Below are 26,361 nucleotides of genomic sequence, written 5' to 3' on the forward strand. Positions count from 1 at the left end.
TACGTGGTGAGGAACTTTTTTATTTAATGACTTTGAAGTTTTGTTGGTTGTTAGCGTCAACTACGGGATGATCTTGAAGGTACTTCGCAATCAAATTACTCATGGTAATGGTGTTATAGGAAATAATTTTACTTTCGTCGTACATGGGGTAGTGGCCACCACCAACGGCACGGTACGCGTTTAAGACGATCTTCAAGGGTTGATGGTCCAGAACTGGGCGACCGTGATAGGTTAAGTTAACGATTCTGGAACCAATCGGCCGGGAGACGTCAATAGTGTAATCAATGCCCGCGTACATGTCATAGTTATAGTCCCGGTGTTTCGGATAAGTATATACTGGATTGACGATGATTTTATTATCCTTTAAGGCAAAATAATCAGCAGTTTTTTCAAGGGCAGCTTTTAAGTCCGCTCCAGTAATGTTTAAGACTGCTAACGTGTTTGGATAGACGTAGTTGGTGATGATGTTTCTCATGGTGATTGGATTTTCGAATCCATGGGCTTCGTCGGTAAAGAGCGCGGTTGCCGAAATATCAACTCCCATTGTTTCCATTTGGACCCTTTGAATAAAATTGATAAAGGCCGATCCATGGGTTCGAACTTCGAAGGGATCTTTATATTTGAGATTACCTTTAATCTTTGAGAGTGGTTTTGAGAGCCATTTTTCAACGTCTTGGTCGACTGGATCAACGACGTTTTTGGTCGGCTGAAATGGTTTGTTTTGAGCCGTTGAGATTAGTTTGGCGTTACTATCAACCACCGTTTTATCGTCATCATTAATATCAAGGGTAATTTGGCCTACGTAATCACCACGATGTCCCGGTTGAACGTATGGAACACCAAAGAGATGGTTAGCGAGCTTTCGGTGCTGGTGACCCGTCACTAAAGCGTCAATTCCGGGAACTTCTTTTAAAATTTGATAACTTTCGTTTTCACCAGTGAATTTTTCACTAAGTTTGCCTACTTTGTCTCTTTCAAAGCCCCCGTGATACAAAATAACCACCACGTCAGCTTTTTGGCGAAGAATTGGGACGTATTTTTTGGCCGTTTCTAAGCCAGATTTAAACTTAAGCCCTTTAACGTTGGCCTTATTCTCCCACTGGTTAATGGCCTGAGTGGTAAGACCTAATACTCCCACCTTTAGATCCCCAAAGTCTTTAATGGCATAGGCCGACCCAAAGGCTGGCTCATCTTTTTCGTTTAAGATGTTCGCGCAGATAAACTGGCGCTTGGTGTTTTTGATGGTATTTTTTAAGTAGCTTTGTCCGTAGTTAAATTCGTGATTACCGAGTGATCCAAAGTCATAGTCAATCGTATCGTATGCTTTATTAATCGCCTTAGCACTCGGAAGTTTTAAAACTTCGGCCGTGTAGTAGGCGAGAGGAGACCCCTCTAAAAAATCACCATTATCTAAAATTAAGGTGTGGTCGAAGCCTTCCTGTTCGTGCTTAATTGTGGTTGCTGCCTTTTCTAAACCAAAGGGCATGTTTTCATTTGGTTTAACGTAATTTGTTGGCGCTAAATAACCGTGAATATCGCTCGTACATAGTATTTTGAGTTTCATAGTTTGGCCTCTCCCTCTTATATAATACAAATTATAATATTTATTAAGGAAAGTGTAAATAAAAGCTAGAAATCAGGCTTTATTTAAGTTTAAAATAACGTTGACGAAGTAATAATATATGATACAATTTAGTTGTTTAATAAGTACATTCGTACTAATTTAAACAAGTCATGTTAAATGTTAGACATGAGGAGGTTATTACATGTTGAATTTATATGTTGCACCAAGCAGCGCATCAAGTCGTAAAGCCCGTGCTTGGTTGAAAGACCATAATATTCCATTTAAGGAACGAAACATCAATTCAAACCCACTTAACGCTGACGAAGTAAAACAAATTCTTCGTTTAACCGAAAATGGCAGTGAGGATATTATTTCAACAAGATCAAATGTTTTTAAGAAACTGCACTTGAACTTAGATGACTTATCTTTAACCGAGTTAGTTGACCTATTAGTAAAGTACCCTGACCTAATCAAGCGTCCGATCATTTTTGATGACAAACGTCTTGAAGTTGGCTACAACGAAGAAGAAATTAGACGGTTCCTACCGCGAGATGTTCGTGAAGCAGAATTGAGACAATTAGAGTCGAAGTTAACTTCTTAAGATATGAAAACGCCCGGTATGGGCGTTTTTTTATGAATAATTTAAATGATGAGGAATTAATATGATTAAAATGATCGCACTCGATCTTGACAACACACTGCTTACAGGTGATAAGAAGATCAGTAAAGTAAACGAAGACGAGTTAAAAAAGTTACACCGACAGGGTATCAAAGTGGTGCTCTGTACTGGACGACCAATCAATGCCATTTGGAAGTACATTAAGCAACTAGACCTTGATGAGCCGGATGATTATACCATCACCTTTAATGGTGGGCTCGTGGTTCAAAATGCCGATAAGTATGAATTATTTAAGCGTGGGATGAATCGAGATGCGTTCAAATTACTTTATGAATACGCTCAAAGAAACGGCCTCCCGTTAGATATTCTTGATTTTACCCAGGTCTATCCAATCTCCGATTTAAAACCATCGATTTATCAACAAATGTTGAATGCTGACATGCAGTTTGTACCAACTAAGTTTTCTGAGATGCCAGACGAAAGCTACTCTAAGGCAGTTATCGCAGCCGAACCAGACGTTCTTGATAAAGCTGTTAGTAACATGCCCGAAGATGTGAAAAAGCAGTATCACATTGTTCGTTCACAACCCCAAATCCTAGAATTCTTGGCACCCAGTGTTGATAAAGCTTATGGATTAGGAGCATTGCTTAGTCACTATGGTGATGATTTTTCTAATCTAATGGCATTTGGTGATGCTGAAAACGATGCTGGAATGATTAAGAAAGCCAAGGTTGGTGTTGCAATGGCGAATGCGCAGAAGCCAATCAAGAAAATTGCGACGGATGTGACCAAATCGAATGATGATGATGGTGTGGCAGTTTTTTTAAAGCAATATTTTAAAGCAGATCAATAAATATAAACACAACCAATAAAAAATGAGCTAAACAATTATGTTTAGCTCATTTTTTATTTTGTTCTTTACATGGTCTCAAACGCATTATTCATATTTTTCATAAATTCTTTTAGGTAACGTTTGGAGTCCACCGCTACAGCAACCTTAACGTTGGTGTTAGGATCATCTAATCGATTCTTGTCACCAATCGTTCTAGCATAGTATGCGTCGGGTTTGGTGGTAACGATCATATTCATATCAATGAATTTTACGAAACTGGGGTCGACCGCTACACCAACGGCGAGTGGGTCATGAAGTGAACAGCCGCCAAGTTCAGGATACATATCAGCATAGATGTTGATGTAGAAATCCACGATGTCAGCCATTTTCTTTCCAGCCATTGTCCCAGATTCACGCCACTTTTGGGTTTCTTGCTTGGTCAAAAGGGTTCGTAACGTAACGTCAAGGCCGACCATGTTGATGTGAAGGTTACTGGTAAAAACTTCGTTGGCTGAAATGGCATCTTGGTTGATGTTGGCCTCGGCGACGGGGGTGACATTACCCGGAACTGTTAAAGCACCACCCATTAAAGTCACATTGCCAACCTTCTCCATGGCTTTTGGAGCTTGTTTGATTGCTTGGGCTAAGTTAGTAAGAGGACCAGTTGGCACAATCGTTAGATCATTGCCGTACTTTTTAGCGGATTCAATCATGAAGTCGACCCCGTTTTTACTTTGGACCGCACCGCTTGGTTCGGGAAGGTCAACGTCGCCAATCCCATTTTCACCGTGAATGTCAGCGCTGACTTGCATTCTGACATAATCTTCGCTTAATGGATGAGTTTCACCAATAAAGACCGGAACGTCTGAAGCACCAAGTAAATCTAAAATTTTAAGGGTATTAACGGCTGCCCGTTCGGCTTCGATGTTGCCAAACGAAGCAATGACCCCGATTAAATCAATCTCAGAATTGCCAACCGCGTAGGTTAGTGCCATTGAGTCATCGATTCCAGTATCAAGGTCCAAAATCATTTTTTTGGTACTCATATAAAGTCCTCCTATATAACTTCAGTTACAGTACAACTTTATAATACTTTAATATGTAGGAAATTGCGATAGATATGAAATTGGTTTTTTTATTTTGTCTTCGCATGGTAAACTTTGGTTAAAGATAAAATTAGATAAAGAGTGATAAAAATGGAAAATATGTACGATATAACAATTATTGGCGGCGGTCCCGTTGGGATGTTTGCGGGATTTTACGCTGGCCTGCGGGATGCTAAAACGCAGATCATTGAGAGCCTTCCTGAACTTGGGGGCCAGGTCAAAGCGCTTTATCCTGAAAAGACCATTTTGGACGTGGCTGGTTTTGCGGGCGTCACGGGTGACGAGCTGATTGCACGACTGCAAAAACAACTTGACACCGTTGATGTTGACCAAAAGGTCGAGAGTAAGGTAGTCGATGTGATTAAAAAAGATGACTATTTTGAGATTGAAACCAGTAAGGGGACCACTAAGAGTAAAGCCGTCATCATTGCGACCGGAAACGGTGCCTTTAAGCCACGTGAACTACGGGCTGAAAATGCCGAAGAGCTCACTGGGAAGCGCCTTTTTTATAGTATCAATGATTTAAACCAGTTTAAGGGGCGAGACGTTATGGTTGCTGGTGGTGGCGATTCCGCCGTTGACATGGCTTTAATGCTTGAACGGGTTGCAAGTAAGGTATTTTTATTGCACCGGCGGGACGAATTTCGTGGTCTTGAGTACATGGTTGACCGATTGAAAGAGTCATCCGTTGAAGTGGTTACTCCATACTTAATCAAACGACTGGATGAGGTTGATAATCGTTTAAGGGTTACCAGTAAAAAAGTTAAGACTGAAGATGACGAGATGGAAATGATGGTGGATGATCTCGTGGTGAACTACGGGTTTATTTCGAATAATCGCCAGTTAAAGGAATGGCAGATCCAACCAGCCCTTGATCATCGCTTACTTGAGGTTGATCAATCTTTTGAGACCAGTGTGCCAGGAGTCTTTGCGATTGGGGATCAGATCACTTATCCCGGCAAACAAGACTTGATTGCGACTGGATTTGGTGAGGCTCCCACCGCCATTAACGTTTTAATGAAAGAAATTTATCCCGACCGCAGGGGACCCGTTCACAGTACTTCGCTTCACCGCAAGTAGGTTCAAGAAAGGATAAATGTTGTGAAATCATTAACATGATGCTATCATGAAACTAGTTGAAATTTCTTAACTGGAGGATGATGTTCATGACAAATGAAGTATTTCCCTTATTTTTAAAGCCCGTTTTACAGAATAAGATGTGGGGTGGAACCGAACTAAAGCGGTATCACTATCAGTTAAATAGTAATCACGTTGGAGAGGCGTGGATTGCTTCGACTTATGGTGATGACTTGTCAGTGGTTTATAACGGATCTTATGATGAAAAGACTTTAAAAGAAGTTTGGAAGAAACATCCAGCACTATTTGGTGGGCATCCGGCTAACGCCTCCTTTCCACTATTGGTTAAAATTTTGGATGCCAAGGAAAACTTGTCAATCCAGGTTCATCCAAGTGATGAGAACGCGCAAAAGTACTTTAATGAAAAGAATGGAAAAACTGAGTGCTGGTACATTTTAGACACCAAACCAGATTCAAAGGTATATTACGGTCATTCCGCCAAAAGTAAGGATGAAATTCGGCAGGCCATTAAAGACCACCAGTTAGACCAGATTTTAGAAACGAAAACGGTTCAACCAGGTGAGATGGTTTATGTACCAGCTGGGACGCTTCATTCTTTGGGAGCAGGCATTGTCGCTCTTGAGGTGGAACAAAATTCTGACAACACGCTCCGGTTTTATGATTTCGACCGGGTGGATCAAAAGACGGGTAAGAAACGACCACTCCAGGTAGAAGATGCCATTAAAGTAACCAATACTCCGAACGTTCTACCAGACCCCGAGCAAACCCAACTGGTTGTCGATTCAAATAATCCAGCCCGGACGCGTCTATTGAAATCAAAGTACTTTAACGTTTATCAAATTGTGGTTCACGGTCAAGCCGAGATTAAAGACATGCAGACTTATTCAGTGAACGTTGTTATTGATGGAACAGGTACACTAATTGTCGATGACAAATCATATTCGCTTGAAAAGGGAAGTACGTATGTCTTGCCAGTTCAAGCCAAAACGTATCAGTTAAAGGGAGACCTCCGAATTATTCAGACAACCGCAAACTAAAATATGACAAAAATACCACTACCTCAATGATAGTGGTATTTTAGTATCCAATGACATCCTCTGCCACCGTTTCTAGCGTCTTGGTTTTGATGTCGGCTACGTTAATCCAATACAGGCAATTTTGGCGTGGATAAAACAAGCCTAACTGCTTAACCATTTCAAAATAAGACTTATTTTCTGAATGGAGTCCCATGATGTAGTACATCAGAATCTGGAGGGTGAATTTATTGGTCGGTTTAGCTTTTGATACCTTGAAATCCCACAGCCCATCCTTGGTCAGGTAGTCACCATCGCCGTTTACGACGGTGTCGGTGTACGCACCGGGAAAATCAAAGTCAATTGTAATGGGACCATCTTCTGATACTTGCTTCAAGAACTGAACGCCCCGGTTAACCATTTGTTTGATGTGCTCAATGGTAACCTCATTCGCTTGGTACTTGGGACGAGGAACGTAGTAACTAGGCCCCATCCGGTAGGCAATGTCATAATTAACGAGTTGAATGGCGCACTGAATGCTATCATCATCAAGTCCGGAATTGATTTCACTGGTTAATTGTTTAAAACGGTCCATATTACCATCGTAATGGTGACCAGTCTTTTCGGCCGCTAGTAGGTCAACGTTATGGGCACCAATTTCAGGAATACTGAATGCTGCCACGACGTCTCCGGTGACTTCAAACCGTGTTAGATAGTCGACGACCAGTCCCATAAAGCTGGGCGTGATGTTTTCACTAGCAATCGGCAGAAATTCGTCTGGCGTAAACTGCTTGATGTGAAGGGATGAGACGGGAATGAAACCACCACGGGGCTGTTTATACTGCTTGGCTCTTTTTGTAACTGTATATTTAGTCATAATTTATAACCTTCCATCCCTAGATTTACCCGTATTATAGCACAGGTAAAAACTAGTACAGTCATACAAAAGAACCCACATCAACTGATGTGGGTTCTTTATAGTTATTCTTTGTTTGAATCAGGGTTGGTAATTTGAATTCGATTAGAGTTAGTTGAACTATGGTAAAGCTCAGGAGCATCGGTATGGTATAAACTGTTCGTACTCTTATCATGTCGTTCTGAGTAGAGACTGGTTGAGGTTTTTCCAAGCTTCTTTTCAATGTTTTCTTCATGGTCCAATCCGTTAGCATAATTGTACTTCTGCGGGTTAACTGGTTTAAATCCTTTAGGATGATAGAAACGAAGTAGGTTTTGTTCATTCAGTGTATCGGATAACGAGAGTTCCAGATTGACTTTATCCTGCGTCTTTTCTAACTTCTGTTTCAACTTTTTATCCGGATGGATTACTTTTTGGGTCTTGTTATCGTAGACCGTTCCATTAACCGAAGTGTACTCAGGAGAAACCCAATCCCGATTTCTGAAGGCCACCACTTGATCATGATGCTTGGAGAAGAGGTCCGTCCCAAATTGGATGTACTTCTTGGAACTGATTCCAAGAAGGTGCATCAAGGTTGGAAGTACGTCAATTTCACCACCATAGGTATGATCCACGTGACCATTCTTGATTCCTTGCATGTTAATCATGAACGGAACTCGTTGCAACTGGGCGTTATCAAAGTCATTCCAGTCGTTGGGGTCTTTTCCAAGTAGCGGTGCTAAGCTGGTGTTTTCAGAGTTCGATAAGCCATAGTGATCCCCGTATAGGACAATCACGGAGTTCTTTAGTAAACCGGCTTTGTCAAGGTACTCATAGAGTTCCTGAACTGATTGGTCGAGATAGTGGGCCGTTACAAAGTAGTTGTTAACGGCTTCATCATTAGTATCAGGGGCCTTGAAATCAGAATCCTTCTGATCCTCAGCGTCTAGTTGATACGGGAAGTGATTGGTAACGGTGATGTATTTAGCATAGAACGGTTGCTGGAGGTGCTGAAGATAGTTGGTTGAATCTTTAAATAAGAGCTTATCCTTCAGTCCGTATCCGGTTGACTTATCACCCGAGGTATCGTAGTAACTGGCGTCAAAGAAGTAGTCATATCCTAGGTTTTTGTAAGTGTTGTTTCGGTTCCAGAAGCTAGCAACGTTTCCGTGAAAGACGGCGGACGTGTATCCCTTTTGACCAAGGATGGCAGGAGCACCCTGGAAGGTGTTGTCACTGCCAAGTTGAGCAAATAAGGATCCCTGTGGGAGACCATAAGTACTAGTCTCGAGCATGTTTTCTGCATCGGACGTTTTACCTTGGCCAACCTGATGGAAGAAGTTATCAAAGGAATAAGTTGACTTACTGTGATACAACTTGTTTAAAAATGGAGTGACTTCCTGGCCATTGATCTTTTTATCAATCACGAACTGCTGAAAACTTTCTAGATGAATGATAATGACATTTTTACCCTTGGCAATCCCATACATTTTCTTATTAGGAGCGGCGTAGTGTTCTTTTTTGAATTTAAGAATACCCGTTAAGTCAGACTTATTGGCATTGGCCCGCATATTATTGGTTTGTTGAGACTTAATTCCGTCATAGACGGTAAAAGAATCCAACCCCAGGTATTTAACGATGTAAGTGCGGTCAAAGGTTCTGGTCAATAATTGGGGACGATCCATGTCGGCCAAAGTAATGTTACCAACTAACATAAGGGCTCCAAGTGAGAAAACCGCAAAACCAACTCGGGCCTGTAGTGGCCGTTTGTCAATCTTAATCACTTTAAACAAAAGTAAGAGGATGACGATCACGATGTCGATCCAGTAAAAAACGTCGTGGGGCGAAGTTAGTGCTAATGAGCTTCCGCTTAGCCCCTGGTTGACCTTGGAATAACCGGTCATGGTCGACACCGTCATAAAGTCGGTGAATTCACGAAAGTAAATTACGTTTAAGTATAAAAGAACCGTGTTTAGAAAATCCAGAAACAGGATTGCTGGATAAAAAAGTTTAGCTGGTTTTAGATAAAGCGCCAAACCTAACATAATAACGGTGGTTGCGATTGGATTAATTAGGAGCAAAAACAGTTGAAAGATACTGTCGACACCCAAATTAAAGTCAGTGAAATATGCGTAAATTGTTTTAGCCCAAAAAAGCACTACTAGTAAGACGAAAAACCCGATTCTAGTATTGCATTTAGACAGAATTTTCTTGATCGTTTTCAAGGTATAAAGTCCCCTTTTTAAGTCCAACCCCTATCTTATCAGATTTATTAAATTTGGGTAGGATTGAGGGAGAATCTTAGAGAAAAGTTAAAGCCCACAAGTGATATACTTAGAGTGTGAATGGAGGAGATACAATGGCAAAATTTACCCTATACGTTGTCCGACACGGACAAACTTATTTCAATATTTTTAACAAATTACAAGGCTGGAGTAATTCACCACTAACCGACAAGGGAATTACTGGTGCCAAAAAGACCGCTAAACGTTTATCTAACATCAAATTTGTTCAAGCTTACTGTAGTGATACTACTCGTGCTGAAGATACCGCCGGGATTATTCTAAACGATAATTTAGTTTCAGATATTAATGAGCCTGTTGTATCTCCCAATTTTCGTGAACAATTTTATGGTTATTTTGAAGGATTAAACATGGATGAAGCGTGGTACGAGGCCGGAGCACCTCATGGAGTACCAACTTTTAAAGACATTGTAAATAAATATGATATCAATACGGCTAAGGACTATATGAAAGAGGCTGATCCTTTCCATATGGCTGAAAATGCAGCTGATTACTGGAAACGACTTGATAAGGGGTTAGATATGATTACTCACGATGCTAAGGTTCAAGATGGCGACAACGTCCTCTTGATTAGTCACGGAAATACCCTGCTTAGTTTAGTAGAACGTTTTTCTGACGGACAGTATGATATGACAAAACGTCCCGAAAATGGCAGTATTACTAAGATGAGTGTTGATGGTAATCAAATCAAGGTCACTGAATACAATAAGTAGTGGAGGCGAGGCGACAAATGCATGAAGCTAATGACAAGATCATCAATTCATTTAACATGCAGGACTTTATTTTTCGAATTGGTGAAGTTAGTAAGATGACGGGGGTATCACCAAGACAACTCCGATACTGGGAGAAAAAGGGATACGTGAGAAGTACCCGGGTTGAAAAATTAGCGTCACGAGTTTTCAATTTTTCAAATTTTGTACTGATTAAGTTAATGAAAGAATATCTAGATGACGGTTACACCCTGACGTCTGCTTATCAAAAGGCGACGCAGTTTAAATCACGAATTGCTTTTTTGTATTCCTTTTTTAAGCGAGTGGATCATGGTTGTGACGAGGTGAATGGAAAACGAATGGCAGACATGGGATACTTTGATGATGCGCACACGAAGCGTTTGTATGGCTACCTTGATGACGACGGGGAAGTTAAGTACCTCTTAAAAGATAACTAAAATTACTCAAAAAGACACCAAAGCTGATAATTAGTTTTGGCGTTTTTTGACGGAATGACTCATGTACGGTAGCATGTTTATTGGCAGTAGAAAAAGTAGAGTGCTAGGAAGGGTCATTTGATAATGGCATTGCTTGAAAAAGTCATTTTGACAATGCTGGGATTGGTATCAATTTTGATACTAGTTGCTGTTTTGTTAGTATTTTAGAATTTAACCCAGTGGGGAATCGGCAGAGGTGCCGATTCCCTTTTTGTTAGGAGCCTTGTTTTTAGGGACCAAAAGTATATACTTTTGAATAATCATTAATTATGTCGGAGGTGTGAACGATGGAAAGCGAATTTCAAGAAATTGGCAGTAAGTTTTCAGCACGTCATGTAACGGTATTTATTCAAAGACAAACTGTTCCCCAAATAGTTGTGAAATGAAGTTGAGTCATAATTTCATTCGATTATTTGGGTGAAACATTCATCCTGAATCAATCATTGAATTTCCTCAACTTCATTAGTAATCGTTAAACTGAAATGAGGGAAATTATGAAAAATATCAGGAAAATGTATACGTACGCATTCTTTTCTAACTTAACCTTTGAATTAGTAATTTGGATGCTTTATTTGAAACATATGGGATGGTCAGTTGGCCAAATTGCATTATTACAACTTGTGATTAACGCAACGCAGGTTATTTGTGAACTACCATCCGGAATCATTGCTGACAAAATTGGCTACAAGACCACCTTGATTTTGGGTCAGGTAATGTGTGTATTATACGTTGCAACTTTTTTTGTCGCACGTAACCACTTGTTAGTATTTGGTGGATTTATTTTGTTTGGAATTGGACTTTCGCTAATTTCGGGAACCGATGAGGCCATCATTTATGAGGCGGATGAAAAACAACACTACCAGAAATTTTGGGGACGATACAACGCCATCATGATTTGTACGGTTGCTTTCAGTAATATGGTTGGTGGGTATTTGGCAGACGTTTCGTGGCCACTGGTCTTTACCGCCTCAATTATGGCCCACGTTCTTTCAATCATGACGGTATTAGTGATCAAACCCCGACCGGTGGTTAATGAGCCCAATGCTCCAAGTGTCTTAAAGCAATTACGGACTTTCCTGGTTAGTAATAAAAACTACCAGAAGTTAATCCTAGTAGTGGCGATTTCACAGGCTACGGCTTCGATTATGTATCAATACGGGTCGTTGTATCTATCCCACATTACAAGATTTAGAACCGGTAACATTGCGATGATCCTAGCGATTGTTGATATCATTGGAGCTGTTTTTTCGGCAAACGTCTTTAAAGTAGTTGCTAAATATGGCCGAATGAGGGTGATTTCTTTAAGCATGGCAATTGGCTTATTGATGTCACTGCTCTTAGGGATTTCGAATTTCATCGTTGCTTTAATTGCATTTGTAATTTTTAGTTCACTTTTTGAAGTGTGGGATACGACACTAAACGCTGAACTGCAGGATACAGTGGTGAAACGACTCCGAGTTACGTTGATGTCTTTTTGCAATCTAATTACGGCTCTTTTGATGGCGCTTGAGTCATTGTTTATCAGTGCCTTTTCAAAGGTTATTAACATACAGGTGATTTTTGTATTATTTGGTGTTACGGCAATGTTTGGTTCTTTGGTCATCTTGTTTCTTTACTTTAAATCAATTCGTAAAATGAATTTTTAGGGCATAATAAAAGCCATCAGTTTAACTGATGGCTTTTTGATTATTTATTTTTGGCTCGTTTGTTTTTATAAAGGGGCCAATGATGCAAATCGGAACGAGGTAACGTGATTGCTAGTTTGCCAAGTCCAGTCGTGACAAGTGGCAGGATGACATTAAAGATAATAACCGTGATGATGACGGTCAGCCCGATGAAGTCAAGCGAGTGAAGCAGACTAACGAAAAGGCCGAATGTAATGATAATGGTAGCAAACATCACGTAACTAACTGTTTTTGTAAATGCACTTGTCCCACCGGTCAACCATCCTAGTAAGTCCGGATTTTGTTTTCGGTAGGAAATGGCCAAAAAGGTTAATTCAAATATCCCAATTATGGAAAGGGGAACCAGCATGGAAACGGATGCCTGCCAGTTTAATTGACCGTCACTTGCGGCATAGTACATGATAAGTTGGGTGGCCTTCAGTGCGGAAAAGACACTCATCACGTATGTGATTAACCACCAAAATGGTTGGAGAATGGAACGACTAACGATGATGATGGAGGCGAAAACGATTAAGATGATCATCATCATTCCAATAATAAAGTCGTGGTCAAAGTTAGTTTGAACGTTGGCGTTTTCAATTGGCTGGCCGGTATAAGCGACCTTAGCATTTTCAAGGCTGGTGTTTTGTAACTGGTTTCTAACCGTATTTTGCATGTTGTGAACGTTATTTAAGTTCGTGTTTCCGGTGGGCTCATTGTTAAATTCTACTTCAAGCTTGGTTACTTTTTGGTTCTCGCTTGCAAAATTATACTTAGTTTGATAAAAATCGGTGTCATTAATCTGTTGCGGTGAGATGTAGAAGGTATTCCCAGCACTTGACTTCTTGACACCATTTAAATAACCAGTGACGGGCGTTAACTTATCTTTACTTTCCCTTAAAGTTCGGTTAACGGACGCAATTTCACCACGAACTTTAGACGCTTGTTCGTTGTATTGCTGGACCGCTTCTTGCGCTTCCAGTCCAGAATTTTGGGCGTCAGAGATTTGGTTGCTTAACTGGGTCAAGCTTTGACTGGTGGTACTCAACTGATCAGACACTTGTGAGAGATTTTGGCGAAGTTTTTTGGACTTCTGGGCTTGATTAGATGACTGAGCCGTTTCAAGTGGAGTGAATGTGCTGAAATTGTTGGTGTCAGCTTGTTCACTCGTATCGCTAATCCGATCAAGTTGTCTAATCAGTGAATCGACTGATTTAGTCTGATTCTTAATGTTTTTCTGTTGAAGTGTCTTGTTTGCACCCTTAAGGGTTCTTTGTGATCCCTTAAGAGAGTTACTAATGCCATTAAGGGTTGAAGTGGTCTTATTCAATTGATTTCGTAAATAGTATTTATCAATTTCATCCCCACCTGGTTGAGTCACAGAGTACACCTGCGCAACGTTTTTTTGAGACTGAAGCTTCGTTGTAACCTGGTCAATGGCACTAATGGTGTTGTCATTATTAAAAGGTCGGTTATTTTTGATATAAATAGTGACTGGAGTTGGTTTTCCCTTATTAAAGTGATTTTGAAGGATGTGTTTACCGACTTCAGCCTGATCATTAGCAATTAAATTGTTGTTAGTAAGGTAGGTTACATTAGAACGATAGAATAAAACCAGTGGGACCGTAATCACTAATGCAATTAGTAGGCCTAGGAGAGGTTTTAAAAGCGAGACATGGGCAAGTTTACCCCAGAAGCCCTCGTTTGCTAATTTTAAAGTTTTCTTCTTTGGCCAGAAGAAAGTTGGTCCAAGGAGTTGCATGAACATTGGGGTCACGGTCATCACGGCTAATAAAGTTATTAGTACGACAATGGCGACGCTACCAATGGCCCGAACCGAACTAAACTTGAGCAGGTAAAGTGATCCAAATGCTAATGACGTAATTATTGCGGTCGCCCCAAGTGGATATGTAAGACTTTTAGTGGCTGTTTTACTGGGGTCAATGCTTTCTTTTTTAAGTGCCAATTCAAAACGTCGATACAAAAAGAAACTAGCAAGGGTACCAAATAAAGTTACTACCAAGCCAGTTACTAAAGGAATGTATGGCGAATACGGGAGACTAAGTTGAGTTGACATTAAAGCTGTTGCACTTAATGAAACCAGGTAAGCGATGATCAGGGTGATAAAGGTAAAAACCGGTGCTAATAGTGATCTAAATGCAATGGCAATAAAGACTAAAGAAAGAATGAAAATTGCAATGGTCACAATGCTAGTGACGCTTAAAATCTTCTCATTGTTGTCTTGATTAATTAATTGCGGACCGGTGACGTACGTCTTCAGTCCATTATCAACGTTGAATTGCTTTTGAAGCGTGTTAGCAAAACTTGCACTTGTGGCATTGCTTTTTGGAACATGAATATTCACAATCTCGGTTGATTGATCGTTGGAGATAAACTTTGAGGCACCATTCGGGCTCGTGTGAGCGGTGGTGATCCGACTAATACCGTTGTCCCCGTTACTTTTCTGAATCTTACCAACCCGATTGTAAATGTCCTTTTGCTCAGAACTGGTAATTTTACCCTTGTTGGCGTGGTAAACGATGTTCATACTTGTGGTTCCATCTAAGCCTTCGCCCCATTGGTTCTGTAAGTTCTGTGCTTTATACATCTGGGACTTTGAGTTCATTTCCGGGTTGCCAGCCTGCATCACAACCTGACTCAGGTTGGGGAGACTGACAATTGCCATAAAAATGACAACTAGCCAAATAATTAAAGAGAAAATCCTATTTTCGTGTAACGTCCTTATAAAATGTTTCATCGAAGAAAATTCCTTTCATTTTATTTCACTACCCCCTCATGCTCATTTTATATTAAATTAGTTCTTAAAGAAATGGTTTGCGCGTAAAAACAGCAACACAATGATGATAAAAATGATCGTGATGATAATGGTTATAATCCACGCTGATGGTTTATCCATAAATGGAAGTTTTACGTTTTCACCATAGAACCCAAATACGATGTTTGGAACACTTAGAATTAACGAAAAAACGGTTAAAAACTTAATCGTGTTGTTCAAGTCACTATCAAGGAGGTTGGAATAAGCGCTTGCTACTTGCTGGGTCGCGGCGTTCGCCATCTCTGCCATTGAAAGTCCCTGTTGAAGTTCGATACTGATATCTTCAACGGCAGCTTTTTGATCCTCAGTGAGGTCCCTTGTAAAACGCCGCTTGAAGTCGTTAATCATATCGTTGTTTGATCCGAGTGACGTTAGGAAATATACTAAGTCGGTCTGTAGATTAAGCAGGTGGTTGATGGCACTTTTATTGGCCTTGCCACGTAAGTTACGTTGAATGTTAGTTCTGACACTGTTGATTTGGTTAATATAATCAAAGTATTGGACGGATAGTTGGTACAACGTTTTATTAATTACGTCAATTGGTTGTAATTCTGCGAGTTGTTTTGAACCGGCTTTTTTTATAATGGAAGAAATGAGTTCGTTAACGAAGTTAGTTTTATCGGCCGTGAACGTAAATAACATGTTGTCATGGGTTATGATTCCAATTGGTTCAGCAGAAACATCCCCGTTAAAACGAGTCGGTTCGGCCACATCAAAAATGAAGAGGAGGACTCCTTCTTCATCGTAATATTCAACCCGAGGTCGTTCGTGACGATCAAGTGCATAATAGAGCATTTCGTTGTTTAAATGGTATTCTGTTTTTAAAATTTCCTTATCAGCCGGACGGCAATCGATGGTTTTAATCCAGTTAATATTTTGGTTGATTTTTTCAATTTTAATCAATGCAAAACTACTCCCGTTACTATATTGTCAGATATCTTCATACTACACTAAATGGCTAAGTTAGTCGATTTTAGTGAGTGTTTCTTCTATTATAATGCGTAATTGGAAATGAGTAAGAAACTTTTTTAAGTAATCATAAATACTCAACAAAAAATGGTTGGCTAAGGTATAATAACCACATAGGGAGATGTTGTCCGTGAAACACAGTAAAAAGAAAAACGTGTGGATTGCAGTTGTGATTGGAGTAGTCGTCGTCTTACTACTTGTGTTCGCTGCATTTAAGATTAGACACATGTTGATTAATCATTCATATCAAGTTCGACAAGAGCAAATGAATAACGCAACCAAGAAACGTGATAAAGAGATCGAAACTCAGCACAAAGAGTTTATTCAAAAAATTGGTGACCCAGCCGTTAAGATTTACGAGAAAAAACAACAGGTTTTGCCAAGTATCGTGATCGGACAGGCTATTCTCGAATCGAATTGGGGGCAATCCGAACTCTATAAGAAAGCCAATAATCCGTTTGGAATCAAGGGAACGTACAATGGTCAGTCAATCTCGTACGATACGACCGAGTACGTTAATAACAAGAAAACGACCGAAGTGGGTCAGTTTAGAAAATATCCATCGGTTGCTGATGCCATCGAGGATCATAATGAGACTTTAAATACCAAGTTTTTAAAGAAAACGGGCATTACGAGCTTTAGGCAAGAAGCCAACTTGTTGCAAAAAAATGGCTACGCTACCGATCCCGATTACGCTAATAAGCTGATTGGTGTCATCGTGAACCATCAATTAATGAAATACGACGTTAAAGCAATTAACAATTACTAATTACAACTAACTAATGGAGGAGTCTTTGATTGTTCGACCTACTCGCTAAATTATATGGTCCTTTTTTTGATCTACATAACTGGGAAACCGTCATAACGTCTGGAAATGACTGGTTGATTATTTTCTCATTGGTAGTGATTGAATGTCTTTTATCCGTTGATAATGCAGTTGTCCTTGCGGCCCAGACTCAAGTTCTTCCTACTAAAAAGTGGCAGGAAGAATCTTTGTTTTACGGAATGTGGGGAGCATACATCTTTCGCTTTTTGATCATCGGAGTCGGAGTGTACCTAATTAGGTTCTGGATCATTAAGGTATTAGGTGCAGCTTATTTGTTTTATCTTGCGTTTAGTTTCTTCTATAATATGCACAAGAATAAGCACAAAAAGAGCCGAACTCATCAGGTCAAACCAAATAAGAAAAACCACACTCGCAAGTACTTTTGGTGGGTGGTAGTTCAGATTGAATTCATGGACATTATCTTTTCAATTGATTCGGTGCTAGCGTCGTTAGCCATTTCACCTAATCCAGTGATCGTCTTAATTGGTGGGATGATTGGGATTTTAGCGATGCGTGGGGTAGCTGAAGTCATAATGATGTTGATGAAAAAGATTCCTGAACTACAGCCGATGGCGTACTTCTTGATCATTATCATTGCATTGAAACTTTTCTTATCGATTCCAATGATTGACATTGAGATTCCAGCGGGATGGTTTGGAATCTTGGTAATTGTCACACTAGTGGCTACTTTAGTTATCCATGTGATTAACGTGAAGAGGGGGAAAGACTATGGCAGTGGATCTAAACCAGAATAATTTTGACTCAGAAATTACGGGACCAATGACCGTGGTTGACTTCTGGGCACCATGGTGTGGTCCATGTAAAATGATGGATCCGTTGATTTTAGAACTGGAACGTGAGTACAAAGGTCGAATCAAGTTTTTAAGGCTTAATGTCGATGATAATCAGGAGATTGCCAGAAAATACCGGGTCATGAGTATTCCAACACTACTATTATTTCGTAACGGAAAGGGCGTTGAGAAGGTCACCGGAGTGTATCCTAAGAGTAAATTAGAGCACTATTTTAATCGAAAATTAGCTGAAAAATGATGAAATTAAGTAAAGTCTTATGCTTTTAATAACTTTTTTTATGGCAGAAGGCTTTTTCTTTTGCTAAAAATTGGTGTTGTGAATTGTTGATCAATCCTTGAAAGCGGGCATTCTTACGAGTTTTGTTACATTGATGTTACAACGTGACAAAATAATCGGTTTTTTTAACATTGCTGTTTTTGCCATGTAAATAACAGTATTTAGAATGTGAAATTGTTGTTTGAGTATATTTCAGTTTTAAGAAAACGGAAGTAACAAAAATTTATAGGAGTGATTTATCATTTTATTAAAATCTAGAAACGTAAAGGTGCTTTTAGCATCTATTTTCACAGTAGCCGGTGTGTTAATGACTGCAGGCTTCAACGCCAACGCTGCCACTAACACTAATCAAGTTACCGTTAAGAGCGGTGACACAGTCTCAAAAATCGCAAAGCAACACAATACTAGCATCAGCAGCATTGTTAAGGCTAACCACCTTAAGAATGTCAACCTGATTCATGTCGGAGAAAAGTTAACATTACCTACTAACGAAAGCAACATGACTTACCAAAGTAACAATACTCAAACACAACCATCTGCTCAGGTAAGTAGCAATGCACAATACACTGCTGCACCACAGCAAAACGCACAACCTGCTCAAACACAACAACAAGCAACAACTACAACCACTACTCAACCTGCTGCAAGCAGTAACAATAATGCAAGCAATGCCGGTGATAACTCTGGTTTAGCATCAATTGCACAAGTTGAATCTGGTAACTCATACAGTGCTCGAAATGGTCAGTACATTGGTAAATACCAATTGTCTTCATCATATCTAAATGGTGATTACTCTCCAGCTAACCAAGAACGTGTGGCTCGTCAATACGCAGTTTCACGTTACGGTTCAATCGCTGCCGCTGCTCAATTTCGAGCATCACATAACTACTGGTAAGATTTAATTTCAAGTTAACGATTACTCAAACGAAAAACAAGATGCAAAAGGGACGAAGAATAATTCTTCGCCCCTTTTTTGGATCCAAAAAATCCCAGTACCATATTTATGATACCGGGATTTATTTACTTAACCTTAGCTAAGAAGTAACGTTTCTTGCCGCGTCGTATGATGATAAACTTCCCGTCAAATTGAGCTTGGGGGTTAATTTCAGTATTGACGTCGGTAACCTTTGCACCATTGATGGTAATAGCGCCATTATTAACGTCTTCTCTAGCCTGCCGTTTGGATTTATCAACTCCAACTGCAATGATTAAATCGACTACGTTTACGGGATCAGAACTAATCGAAGACGTTGGGACACTGTTAAATGCCTGACTAACTTCCTTTACTGATAGGTCTTGAACGTTGCCTTTAAAAAGAATTTTTGAGATATTTTCGGCCTGCTTAACGGCGTCTTCACCGTCCACAAATTTCGTGACCTCACGTGCTAATGTCTTCTGTGCTTCTCGTTTCCAAGGCTCATCTTTAACTTTTTGGGCCAGTTCATCAATTTGATCCTTAGGCAAAAAGGTGAAGTATTTGAGGTATTTGATAACGTCAGCGTCGTTTTGGTTTAGCCAGAACTGGTAAAATTCATACGGTGAGGTCTTTTCTGGATCAAGCCAAACAGCGCCACCAGCGGTTTTTCCAAACTTAGTTCCGTCTGATTTAAGCATTAATGGGATGGTTAATCCGTATACCTCGGCGTCTTGACCTTCAACGCGATGAATGAGGTCAATTCCGGCCGTGATGTTTCCCCATTGGTCTCCACCACCAATCTGAAGTTGAACGTCATGGTCACGATAAAGAGTGAGAAAGTCCAATGCTTGTAGGATTTGGTAGGTGAATTCTGTGAAGGAAATGCCCTTTTCCAGGCGACTGGCCACCACTTCTTTTGATAACATGGTGTTGACGTTAAAGAGTTTTCCGTAGTCACGAAGAAAATCAAGCAGTGACACGTTAGACGTCCAGTCGTAGTTATTCACGATGTGAATGTTACTGTCACTGCCAAAGAGGTGCTTCATTTGCTTTGTTAAGGCGTTAACGTTGTGTTTGACCATCTGTTTGGTCTGAAGGGGACGTTCGGTGTTTCTCCCACTTGGATCACCGATGGAACCGGTAGCCCCGCCGATTAGGATGTAAGGGTGAAAACCAGCCCGTGAAAAACGTTCCATGATCATAAACGGAATTAGGTGACCAATGTGCATACTATCACCAGTTGGATCGACCCCACAGTATAGGGCAATCTTTTTCTCGTTGGTTAATTTTTCTAGTCCGTCTTCGTCGGTTGTTTGGTTAATGGCACCTCGCCATTTTAAATCTTCAATGATATTCATTGTTGTTTTCCTCCTGTTGTTGATAAATAAAAAGCGTCCTAGTAGTAATTGACTACTGGGACGCTTGTGCGCGGTACCACCCACGTTCAGATACAAAAGTACCTGCACTTATCTTAATGTGTAATTTTAGGTAGTTCATCTAATATCCTGTGTGGCTTGCACCAACCGCCACTTCTCTTATCACTTAAATATTAGACTACTTTTGATAAACTCATCGTATCATTACCTAGCCGAATTAACAATATGCAAATTATTCAAGGTAAATTTGACGTAACTGATGAATGTCGGCATTGGTCAATCCAATACCTTCATGGAGAAATTGGTTCATTCCGCCGTATAATTGATTGATTTCATCCATTGCGGCATTGAAAAAGTCTAATGAGACACTATAAAGGGATCTTAGACTCTTTAGGGCTGCATCATTATATCCTTCTTCTTTGGCTTGCTCTAATCGAGCATCAATCACTGGTTTTGCCACCTGATTGGTTAACAGGTAATCTTCTTCGATGGTTTTACGATCGACTCCTAGGGCAGAGAGGATCATGGTCGCAGACATCCCGGTTCGGTCTTTTCCAGCTGTACAGTGAAATAGGACGGACTCGTCATCTTGCCTGTTATCGAGTAGAACTTCAAATAATTTTTTAAAAGCCAAACGACAGTGTTTCGTTTTAATCATGCTTTTATAGACGTGTTCCATATGATCATGACCATAATTAGGGTGATTGCACAGGACTTTCTTCATTTCAGCTGGACTTTTCGAATTGTCGGTTGCGTCTTCTTTAAAGATCGGATCAAAAATGTAGTCGACGGCAGAAGTTTCCACTTGATCGGCCAGCATGTCGACTTCAGGTTGACTTCTGAGATCAACGTCAAAGCGAACCCCGTAATGCTCAAGGGTTTTTAGATCATTTTCACTGAGCTCACCTAAGTGTCCCGCACGTAGTAACTTGTGCCACTTAGTGGTTTTACCATCAACAGTTTGGTATCCACCTAACTCACGAAAATTTTCACCAGTTGGAATGGCTAGAACTCTTTTATTTTCCATGTTTTCCATGTAACCCACCTTTCAATGTCAGTGTAATATAATTATATCATGAAGCCCGTGTTCCACATGATTTTTTGAGATATGATTTTACAAATATTAGAAAATAGAATAAGCTTAGCGTATGAAGATTATTAAGGAGAGTATGAATTATGGCAATGACTGAAAGACAAATGATTCAAGAAATCTTAAACACGGTTGACGTTGGTTATGATTTTGAAAACGTTGATGAAGATAACAAGCAGTACACGTTATTGATTAAACGTCAGGATAATGATGTTCGTGATTTAAACGAGATTAATGCTGAAATTAAGGAATACTTTAAAGATGCTGATTTTTCTTATGACGAACAGGTTGAGCCAAAAGACATTGATGCTGACATTCGGGTTGAAGTTAAGCGTTAATTAATGATGCCATAAAAGAGAAAGTAGATTTTAATCTACTTTCTCTTTTATTTTCAAGTAGTGAGATGAATTGAATCGTGCTAATATGAGTATCAAAAATACGATGAAACGGAGATGAACCAGTTGTCTGACAATAAAGATTACGTCCTAGCGATTGATCAAGGATCGACTAGTACGAGAGCGATTATTTATGATCATAGTGGTAGAAAAGTCATTGAGAGTTACAAGGAAGTTCCTCAGATTATCAATAGTGACGGATGGGTTGAACAGGATCCAAACGAGATTTGGAACTCCGTGCTTTCTGCCATTGCGAGTGCCTTGATTGACGCCTCCATTCACCCCGAAAACATTGCCTCAGTGGGGATTACCAATCAGCGTGAGACCACGGTAGTGTGGGACAAAGTGACCGGCAAACCCATTTACAATGCCATTGGTTGGCTTTCAAAACAAACTAATTCAATTGCTGAAGACCTAAAAAACAGGGGGTACGAGGACCTAATTCATAAAAAAACGGGCCTAGTTATTGACTCGTATTTCTCCGCTACCAAGGTCAGGTGGATTTTAGACCACGTTAATGGTTCACAGAAGCGCGCTTCTGATGGTGAATTGTTATTTGGGACCATTGATACGTGGCTCGTCTGGAAATTGTCTGGTGGGAAATATCACATTACTGATTATACGAACGCCAGTCGAACGATGATGTTTAACATTAATGACTTAAAGTGGGACGACGAAATCTTGAAGATTTTAAATATTCCAAAGATCATGCTTCCGACCGTTCATGCTTCTGATGAAGTTTATGGAACGACCGAAAACTACCAATTTTATGGTGTTAGTGTCCCAATTGCTGGAATTGCTGGTGATCAGCAGGCGGCGTTGATCGGACAAATGGGCTTTTCAAAGGGAATGGTTGAAAACACCTATGGTGATGGTGCTTTCATCATGATGAATACGGGACACCAGCCGCAGTACTCAGACGAGAATTTATTGACGACCATTGCGTATGGAATTAACGGAAAAATTACGTATGCACTTGAGGGTTCAATCTTCGTGGCTGGAAGTGCGTTGACGTGGCTTCGAGATCAAATGAAGATTATCACCAGTGTTCCTGAGTCCAGACAGGCGGCTAAACGATCGACCGACCACAATGAAATCTACGTTGTTCCCGCTTTTAATGGATTAGGGGCCCCATACTGGGACCAGAATGTCAGAGGAGCCGTTTTTGGGATTACCCGAGGAACTAACAGTGATGATTTTGTAAAGGCCACGCTTCAGTCAATTGCGTACGGAACTAAGGATATCGTTAACACGATGGAGTCCGATACCGACCTCGATATTCCACAGATTCGAGCTGATGGGGGAGCTAGTCGCAATAGTTACCTAATGCAGTTTCAGTCTGACATTTTGAATATTCCGGTTCAACGAGCCAGCGATGAAGAAACGACCGGATTTGGGGCTGCCATCTTGAGTGGACTAGCAACCGGGTTCTGGAAAGATTTGGATGAAGTTCAGTCCATTTACGAAGAGGGAAAGATTTTCACCCCTTCAATGAAAGCAGCTGAACGAGATAAATTGTATCAGGGATGGAAGCGAGCGGTTAAGGCCACGCAAGCTTTTAAACCCATTAATTAAGACTTGCTTTGGCAAGTTTTTAAATTTTTCTTAATGAAAACGTTTTCTTTTTATTTTTGACGTGTTATAATTAATTTCGTAAATAAGGGTTACAAAAGTATTTTGAAAAGAAGGTATGGGATATGAGTTTTGAAGCAATATTAATTGGATTAATTCCAGTGATTGGTTGGGGGCTATTTCCAACTATTTCATCAAAAATTGGTGGTAAACCAACGAACCAAATCTTTGGTGCCACAGTTGGTACATTGATTTTTGCGATTGTTGTCTTATTATTCACACAAGCTGGCTTCCCAATGGGCTGGAACTTAGTCTACGGAATCTTGTCTGGTATGGGTTGGGGCTTCGGTCAAATCATGGCCTTTAAAGGTTATTCTTTGATTGGTTCTTCAAGAGTTATGCCAATCACGACCGCATTTCAGTTGATTGTAACTGCTTTGTGGGGTGCATTTGCGTTAAGTAGTTGGCCTGGTATTGGTCACAAGATCATTGGAATCCTTGCTTTGATCGTTATCATTATCGGTGCCACTCTTACCACTTGGAGTCAAAACAAAGAAAACGTTAATAAAGGTGCGCTTGAAAAAGCCGTTATCTTACAGTTAATTGGTGTTATTGGTTACTGGTTATACTCAGCCGCTCCACAGGTTAATAACTTGACTTGGGCTAAGGGAATTTTGCCACAGTCCACTTCAGTAATGACCCCAATGGAAGCATTCTTGCCACAGGCAATGGGAATGGTCTTGATGGCTATTATCTACGGTTTGATGAACATGAAGAGTGAAAATGTGTTTGCTGAGGGCGTTTCATACAAACAGATTATTGCTGGTTTCTTCTTTGCAATTGCCGCATTCTCATACTTGATTGCTGCACAACCAAACATGTTAGGTCTTTCAACTGGATTCGTTCTATCACAGGTATCAGTAGTTGTTGCTACCTTGACCGGTGTTTACTTCTTACACCAGAAGAAGACTCCAAAGGAAATGGTTGCTACTTTGATCGGTTTAGCTTTGATCATCGTTGCTGCTGCCGTTACCGTTATGCTATAAAATCATTAATCTCAAACAAAAAAACACTTCACATTATGTGAAGTGTTTTTTGTGTTCCTAATTATTTATAATAATGACTTCGTTTTAAAAGTTCAGCTGAACGTTTATTGATTGGAACAAATCCCTTATTTTGCAAATGCCGGAAAAACATCATATTGTATACAAAACTCCATGCTAATGGCATGATTGCAAAAATCTCATAGGCAGAGGATGCGATGTTTAATCCAGTTAAGACGGTAAGTGCCATTGCTAGGATAAAATCCACCCCTAGCATACAAAGGGTATTATAGAAATCACCACGAAAAATAGAAGGCCAGATTCCAAAAACTAGCGTAGTGAATGAGAAGCCCACCTTTTGGACTTTGACTTCTTGGGTTTCTTTATTTTGCACGACGGCGTAGTTAGGTGGCAAGAACATGTTGTTCATGCCATTATTCCCACTATTATTGCCGTTATCGAATGGATTCATTGACAATTGGACCTTTCTAAGACTTTAAAGTAAATTTGACGACGACTTCGACGTGCGGAGTCTGTGGCATCATATCAACTGGTTGCAGGTAGTCCACGTTATAAGACTTCGTTAGTTGAACTAGGTTCTGAGCTAGCGTTGATGGATTACATGAAACATATACAAATTTTTGTGGTTTAGCGGTTAAAATAGCATCAATTAGGTGTTGGTCAAGGCCAACGCGTGGTGGGTCAACCACCAGTGCCGTGGGTTTAAAACCTTCGGTTATCCACTGCGGCATCAAATCCTCGGCACTGCCAAAGTAGTAGGTGGCGTTATCAATATGATTGATTGCTGCATTATGATTGGCGTCGGTGATGGCTTCCTTAATGGTATCCATTCCTCTAACTTCAGAAACTTGGTTTGCTAATGAAAGACCGATGGTTCCTACCCCAGAATATGCATCAATCAAACGATCATCAGAATCAAGATTGAGGGCTGTTCCAGCTAAATCGTAGAGTTTTGGTGTCATGATGCTGTTGAGTTGGAGGAAAGCTCTTGGTGACAACTCAAATGATAAACCATTAATTTTTTCGGTAATACTATCATTTCCAGCTAAATGAACCGTCTTTTCTCCCCAGATCAAGGGTGAGTCACCAGGATTGATGTTTTGCATGACGGAAGTGACTTCTGGAAGGCGATCGGAAATCATTTCTAAGAGTTGATTTTTCTTAATCAACTTGGGCGTGTTAGTGATGAAAACCACCTGCACGTCGTTGGTATTGAGAGCTGCTCGAACTACCAAGGTTTTTAAAATGCCAGAGTGATTGGATTCAACGAACGTTGGGATGTTTAGTTCCTGAACCATTTCGACTAAAGCGCGCATGACCTTCATGGTAAGCGGATATTGAACGGAGCACGTCTCCATGTCGACCACTTCGTGAGTTCCTTCTTTATATAATCCGGCGATGACTCTTCCGTTTGCTTCAGTTCGAACTTGAAACTGGGCCTTATTACGGTACTCATAGGGATTATCCATCCCGATCGTTTCTCTGACATCATAATAATCATAAGCCCTCGGATGATATCTTCTAAGCGATTGTTTAACTAAATCACGTTTGAATTCCAGTTGCTTAGGGTATGCGAGGTCTTCGAGTTCAAAACCACCGACTTCTCCAGCATATGGATCACGCGGTTTAACCCGAAAGGGACTTTCCTTATCAATTTGAACTAATTTTCCGCGTAGGTATTTAGGTTTAATCTCGGTTACATCAGCTTGAACTAATTCACCAACTAGCGCACCAGGAATAAAAATTAATTTGCGGTGAAAATAACCAATTCCCTCACCATTAATTCCGAGACGCTTGATGGTGACCGTAACTCGTTGGTGGAGTTCTACCGAAACATTTGACGATCTTTTTGAACCGTTTCTAACTCTTTTATAACTCATTAGAACTCCTTTTTTCTTCATAACAACGTCTACGTCATTATAGCAGA

Annotated in this window: 24 protein-coding genes; 14 read left to right on the plus strand and 10 right to left on the minus strand. The window is 40.2% G+C overall.

From position 1 onward, the window contains the following. Window positions 1-19: 19 nt before the first annotated feature. The gene (locus tag AC6UDF_RS04240; protein ID WP_500706736.1) at window positions 20-1,564 is read right to left on the minus strand and encodes a bifunctional metallophosphatase/5'-nucleotidase; all 1,545 of its coding nucleotides are present in this window, start codon (window positions 1,562-1,564) and stop codon (window positions 20-22) included. A 202-nt stretch (window positions 1,565-1,766) separates the two neighbouring features. Here AC6UDF_RS04240 and spx point away from each other — a divergent pair, with 202 nt between their 5' ends. Both spx and AC6UDF_RS04250 read left to right on the plus strand, forming a co-directional pair. Then, a complete protein-coding gene (gene spx, locus AC6UDF_RS04245; RefSeq protein WP_010022968.1) occupies window positions 1,767-2,165 on the plus strand; it encodes a transcriptional regulator Spx in 399 nt (132 codons plus the stop codon). Window positions 2,166-2,226: 61 nt separating this feature from the next. Beyond that, a complete protein-coding gene (locus AC6UDF_RS04250) occupies window positions 2,227-3,036 on the plus strand; it encodes a Cof-type HAD-IIB family hydrolase (protein WP_500723888.1) in 810 nt (269 codons plus the stop codon). Between the two features lie 65 nt (window positions 3,037-3,101). On the opposite strand, the gene AC6UDF_RS04255 is transcribed toward AC6UDF_RS04250, so the two are convergent. After that, window positions 3,102-4,061 carry a nucleoside hydrolase gene (locus AC6UDF_RS04255; RefSeq protein ID WP_500723890.1) on the minus strand — a complete coding sequence of 320 codons (960 nt, stop codon included), beginning with the start codon at window positions 4,059-4,061 and terminating at the stop codon, window positions 3,102-3,104. 150 nt (window positions 4,062-4,211) lie between these two features. On the opposite strand from AC6UDF_RS04255, the gene AC6UDF_RS04260 reads away from it, so the two are divergent. Next, window positions 4,212-5,201, plus strand: a complete 990-nt coding sequence (locus tag AC6UDF_RS04260; protein WP_500699598.1) for an NAD(P)/FAD-dependent oxidoreductase — start codon at window positions 4,212-4,214, stop codon at window positions 5,199-5,201. 86 nt (window positions 5,202-5,287) lie between these two features. Then, on the plus strand, window positions 5,288-6,256 hold the full coding sequence (locus AC6UDF_RS04265) for a type I phosphomannose isomerase catalytic subunit (protein WP_500723892.1): 969 nt from the start codon (window positions 5,288-5,290) through the stop codon (window positions 6,254-6,256). Window positions 6,257-6,296: 40 nt separating this feature from the next. Here AC6UDF_RS04265 and AC6UDF_RS04270 read toward each other — a convergent pair whose 3' ends face one another. Then, entirely contained in the window at window positions 6,297-7,109 is an 813-nt protein-coding gene (locus tag AC6UDF_RS04270; protein ID WP_500723895.1) for a hypothetical protein, read from the minus strand. Window positions 7,110-7,213: 104 nt separating this feature from the next. Then, window positions 7,214-9,352 carry an LTA synthase family protein gene (locus AC6UDF_RS04275; RefSeq protein WP_500723897.1) on the minus strand — a complete coding sequence of 713 codons (2,139 nt, stop codon included), beginning with the start codon at window positions 9,350-9,352 and terminating at the stop codon, window positions 7,214-7,216. Window positions 9,353-9,486: 134 nt separating this feature from the next. On the opposite strand from AC6UDF_RS04275, the gene AC6UDF_RS04280 reads away from it, so the two are divergent. The 3 genes from AC6UDF_RS04280 to AC6UDF_RS04290 all read left to right on the plus strand — a co-directional run bounded on the left by AC6UDF_RS04280 (window position 9,487) and on the right by AC6UDF_RS04290 (window position 12,283). Continuing rightward, window positions 9,487-10,143 (plus strand): histidine phosphatase family protein, encoded by a 657-nt coding sequence (locus AC6UDF_RS04280; RefSeq protein WP_500723899.1) that lies wholly within the window; start codon window positions 9,487-9,489, stop codon window positions 10,141-10,143. 17 nt (window positions 10,144-10,160) lie between these two features. After that, on the plus strand, window positions 10,161-10,598 hold the full coding sequence (locus AC6UDF_RS04285; protein ID WP_500723901.1) for a MerR family transcriptional regulator: 438 nt from the start codon (window positions 10,161-10,163) through the stop codon (window positions 10,596-10,598). A gap of 533 nt (window positions 10,599-11,131) precedes the next feature. Further along, complete coding sequence (locus AC6UDF_RS04290; protein WP_500723903.1) at window positions 11,132-12,283, plus strand: MFS transporter; 1,152 nt, start codon at window positions 11,132-11,134, stop codon at window positions 12,281-12,283. A gap of 40 nt (window positions 12,284-12,323) precedes the next feature. On the opposite strand, the gene AC6UDF_RS04295 is transcribed toward AC6UDF_RS04290, so the two are convergent. After that, window positions 12,324-15,059 (minus strand): MMPL family transporter, encoded by a 2,736-nt coding sequence (locus tag AC6UDF_RS04295; RefSeq protein WP_500723905.1) that lies wholly within the window; start codon window positions 15,057-15,059, stop codon window positions 12,324-12,326. Window positions 15,060-15,116: 57 nt separating this feature from the next. Next, complete coding sequence (locus AC6UDF_RS04300; protein ID WP_500694066.1) at window positions 15,117-16,040, minus strand: magnesium transporter CorA family protein; 924 nt, start codon at window positions 16,038-16,040, stop codon at window positions 15,117-15,119. Window positions 16,041-16,227: 187 nt separating this feature from the next. Between AC6UDF_RS04300 and AC6UDF_RS04305 the strand changes: the two genes are divergently transcribed. The 4 genes from AC6UDF_RS04305 (at window position 16,228) to apf (ending at window position 18,916) form a co-directional block, all read left to right on the plus strand. Further along, the gene (locus tag AC6UDF_RS04305; RefSeq protein WP_500707429.1) at window positions 16,228-16,875 is read left to right on the plus strand and encodes a glycoside hydrolase family 73 protein; all 648 of its coding nucleotides are present in this window, start codon (window positions 16,228-16,230) and stop codon (window positions 16,873-16,875) included. A gap of 29 nt (window positions 16,876-16,904) precedes the next feature. After that, window positions 16,905-17,687, plus strand: coding sequence for a TerC family protein (locus AC6UDF_RS04310; RefSeq protein ID WP_500696965.1), 783 nt, complete (start codon window positions 16,905-16,907; stop codon window positions 17,685-17,687). Beyond that, the gene (gene trxA, locus AC6UDF_RS04315; RefSeq protein ID WP_500723907.1) at window positions 17,662-17,982 is read left to right on the plus strand and encodes a thioredoxin; all 321 of its coding nucleotides are present in this window, start codon (window positions 17,662-17,664) and stop codon (window positions 17,980-17,982) included. Before AC6UDF_RS04310 ends, trxA begins: the two co-directional genes overlap by 26 nt. Window positions 17,983-18,262: 280 nt before the next feature. After that, window positions 18,263-18,916, plus strand: coding sequence for an aggregation-promoting factor (gene apf / locus AC6UDF_RS04320; protein WP_500723964.1), 654 nt, complete (start codon window positions 18,263-18,265; stop codon window positions 18,914-18,916). Window positions 18,917-19,041: 125 nt separating this feature from the next. Here apf and tyrS read toward each other — a convergent pair whose 3' ends face one another. Both tyrS and AC6UDF_RS04330 read right to left on the minus strand, forming a co-directional pair. Beyond that, window positions 19,042-20,295, minus strand: a complete 1,254-nt coding sequence (tyrS, locus tag AC6UDF_RS04325) for a tyrosine--tRNA ligase (RefSeq protein ID WP_500723909.1) — start codon at window positions 20,293-20,295, stop codon at window positions 19,042-19,044. Window positions 20,296-20,545: 250 nt separating this feature from the next. After that, on the minus strand, window positions 20,546-21,340 hold the full coding sequence (locus AC6UDF_RS04330) for a tyrosine-protein phosphatase (RefSeq protein WP_500699606.1): 795 nt from the start codon (window positions 21,338-21,340) through the stop codon (window positions 20,546-20,548). Window positions 21,341-21,489: 149 nt separating this feature from the next. Here AC6UDF_RS04330 and AC6UDF_RS04335 point away from each other — a divergent pair, with 149 nt between their 5' ends. The 3 genes from AC6UDF_RS04335 to rbsU all read left to right on the plus strand — a co-directional run bounded on the left by AC6UDF_RS04335 (window position 21,490) and on the right by rbsU (window position 24,416). Continuing rightward, window positions 21,490-21,741 (plus strand): hypothetical protein, encoded by a 252-nt coding sequence (locus tag AC6UDF_RS04335; protein WP_010022943.1) that lies wholly within the window; start codon window positions 21,490-21,492, stop codon window positions 21,739-21,741. Between the two features lie 114 nt (window positions 21,742-21,855). Next, window positions 21,856-23,373, plus strand: coding sequence for a glycerol kinase GlpK (glpK, locus tag AC6UDF_RS04340; RefSeq protein ID WP_500694059.1), 1,518 nt, complete (start codon window positions 21,856-21,858; stop codon window positions 23,371-23,373). A gap of 122 nt (window positions 23,374-23,495) precedes the next feature. After that, complete coding sequence (gene rbsU, locus AC6UDF_RS04345) at window positions 23,496-24,416, plus strand: ribose/proton symporter RbsU (protein ID WP_500694058.1); 921 nt, start codon at window positions 23,496-23,498, stop codon at window positions 24,414-24,416. Window positions 24,417-24,477: 61 nt separating this feature from the next. Here the strand turns inward: rbsU and AC6UDF_RS04350 are convergent, their stop codons facing one another. Beyond that, on the minus strand, window positions 24,478-24,891 hold the full coding sequence (locus tag AC6UDF_RS04350) for a hypothetical protein (protein ID WP_500694057.1): 414 nt from the start codon (window positions 24,889-24,891) through the stop codon (window positions 24,478-24,480). Window positions 24,892-24,901: 10 nt separating this feature from the next. Continuing rightward, window positions 24,902-26,314: a 23S rRNA (uracil(1939)-C(5))-methyltransferase RlmD gene (rlmD, locus tag AC6UDF_RS04355; RefSeq protein WP_500723911.1), complete on the minus strand. Its 1,413-nt coding sequence runs from the start codon at window positions 26,312-26,314 to the stop codon at window positions 24,902-24,904. Window positions 26,315-26,361: the final 47 nt, after the last annotated feature.

Source organism: Fructilactobacillus sp. X2R6C1 (assembly GCF_059901295.1).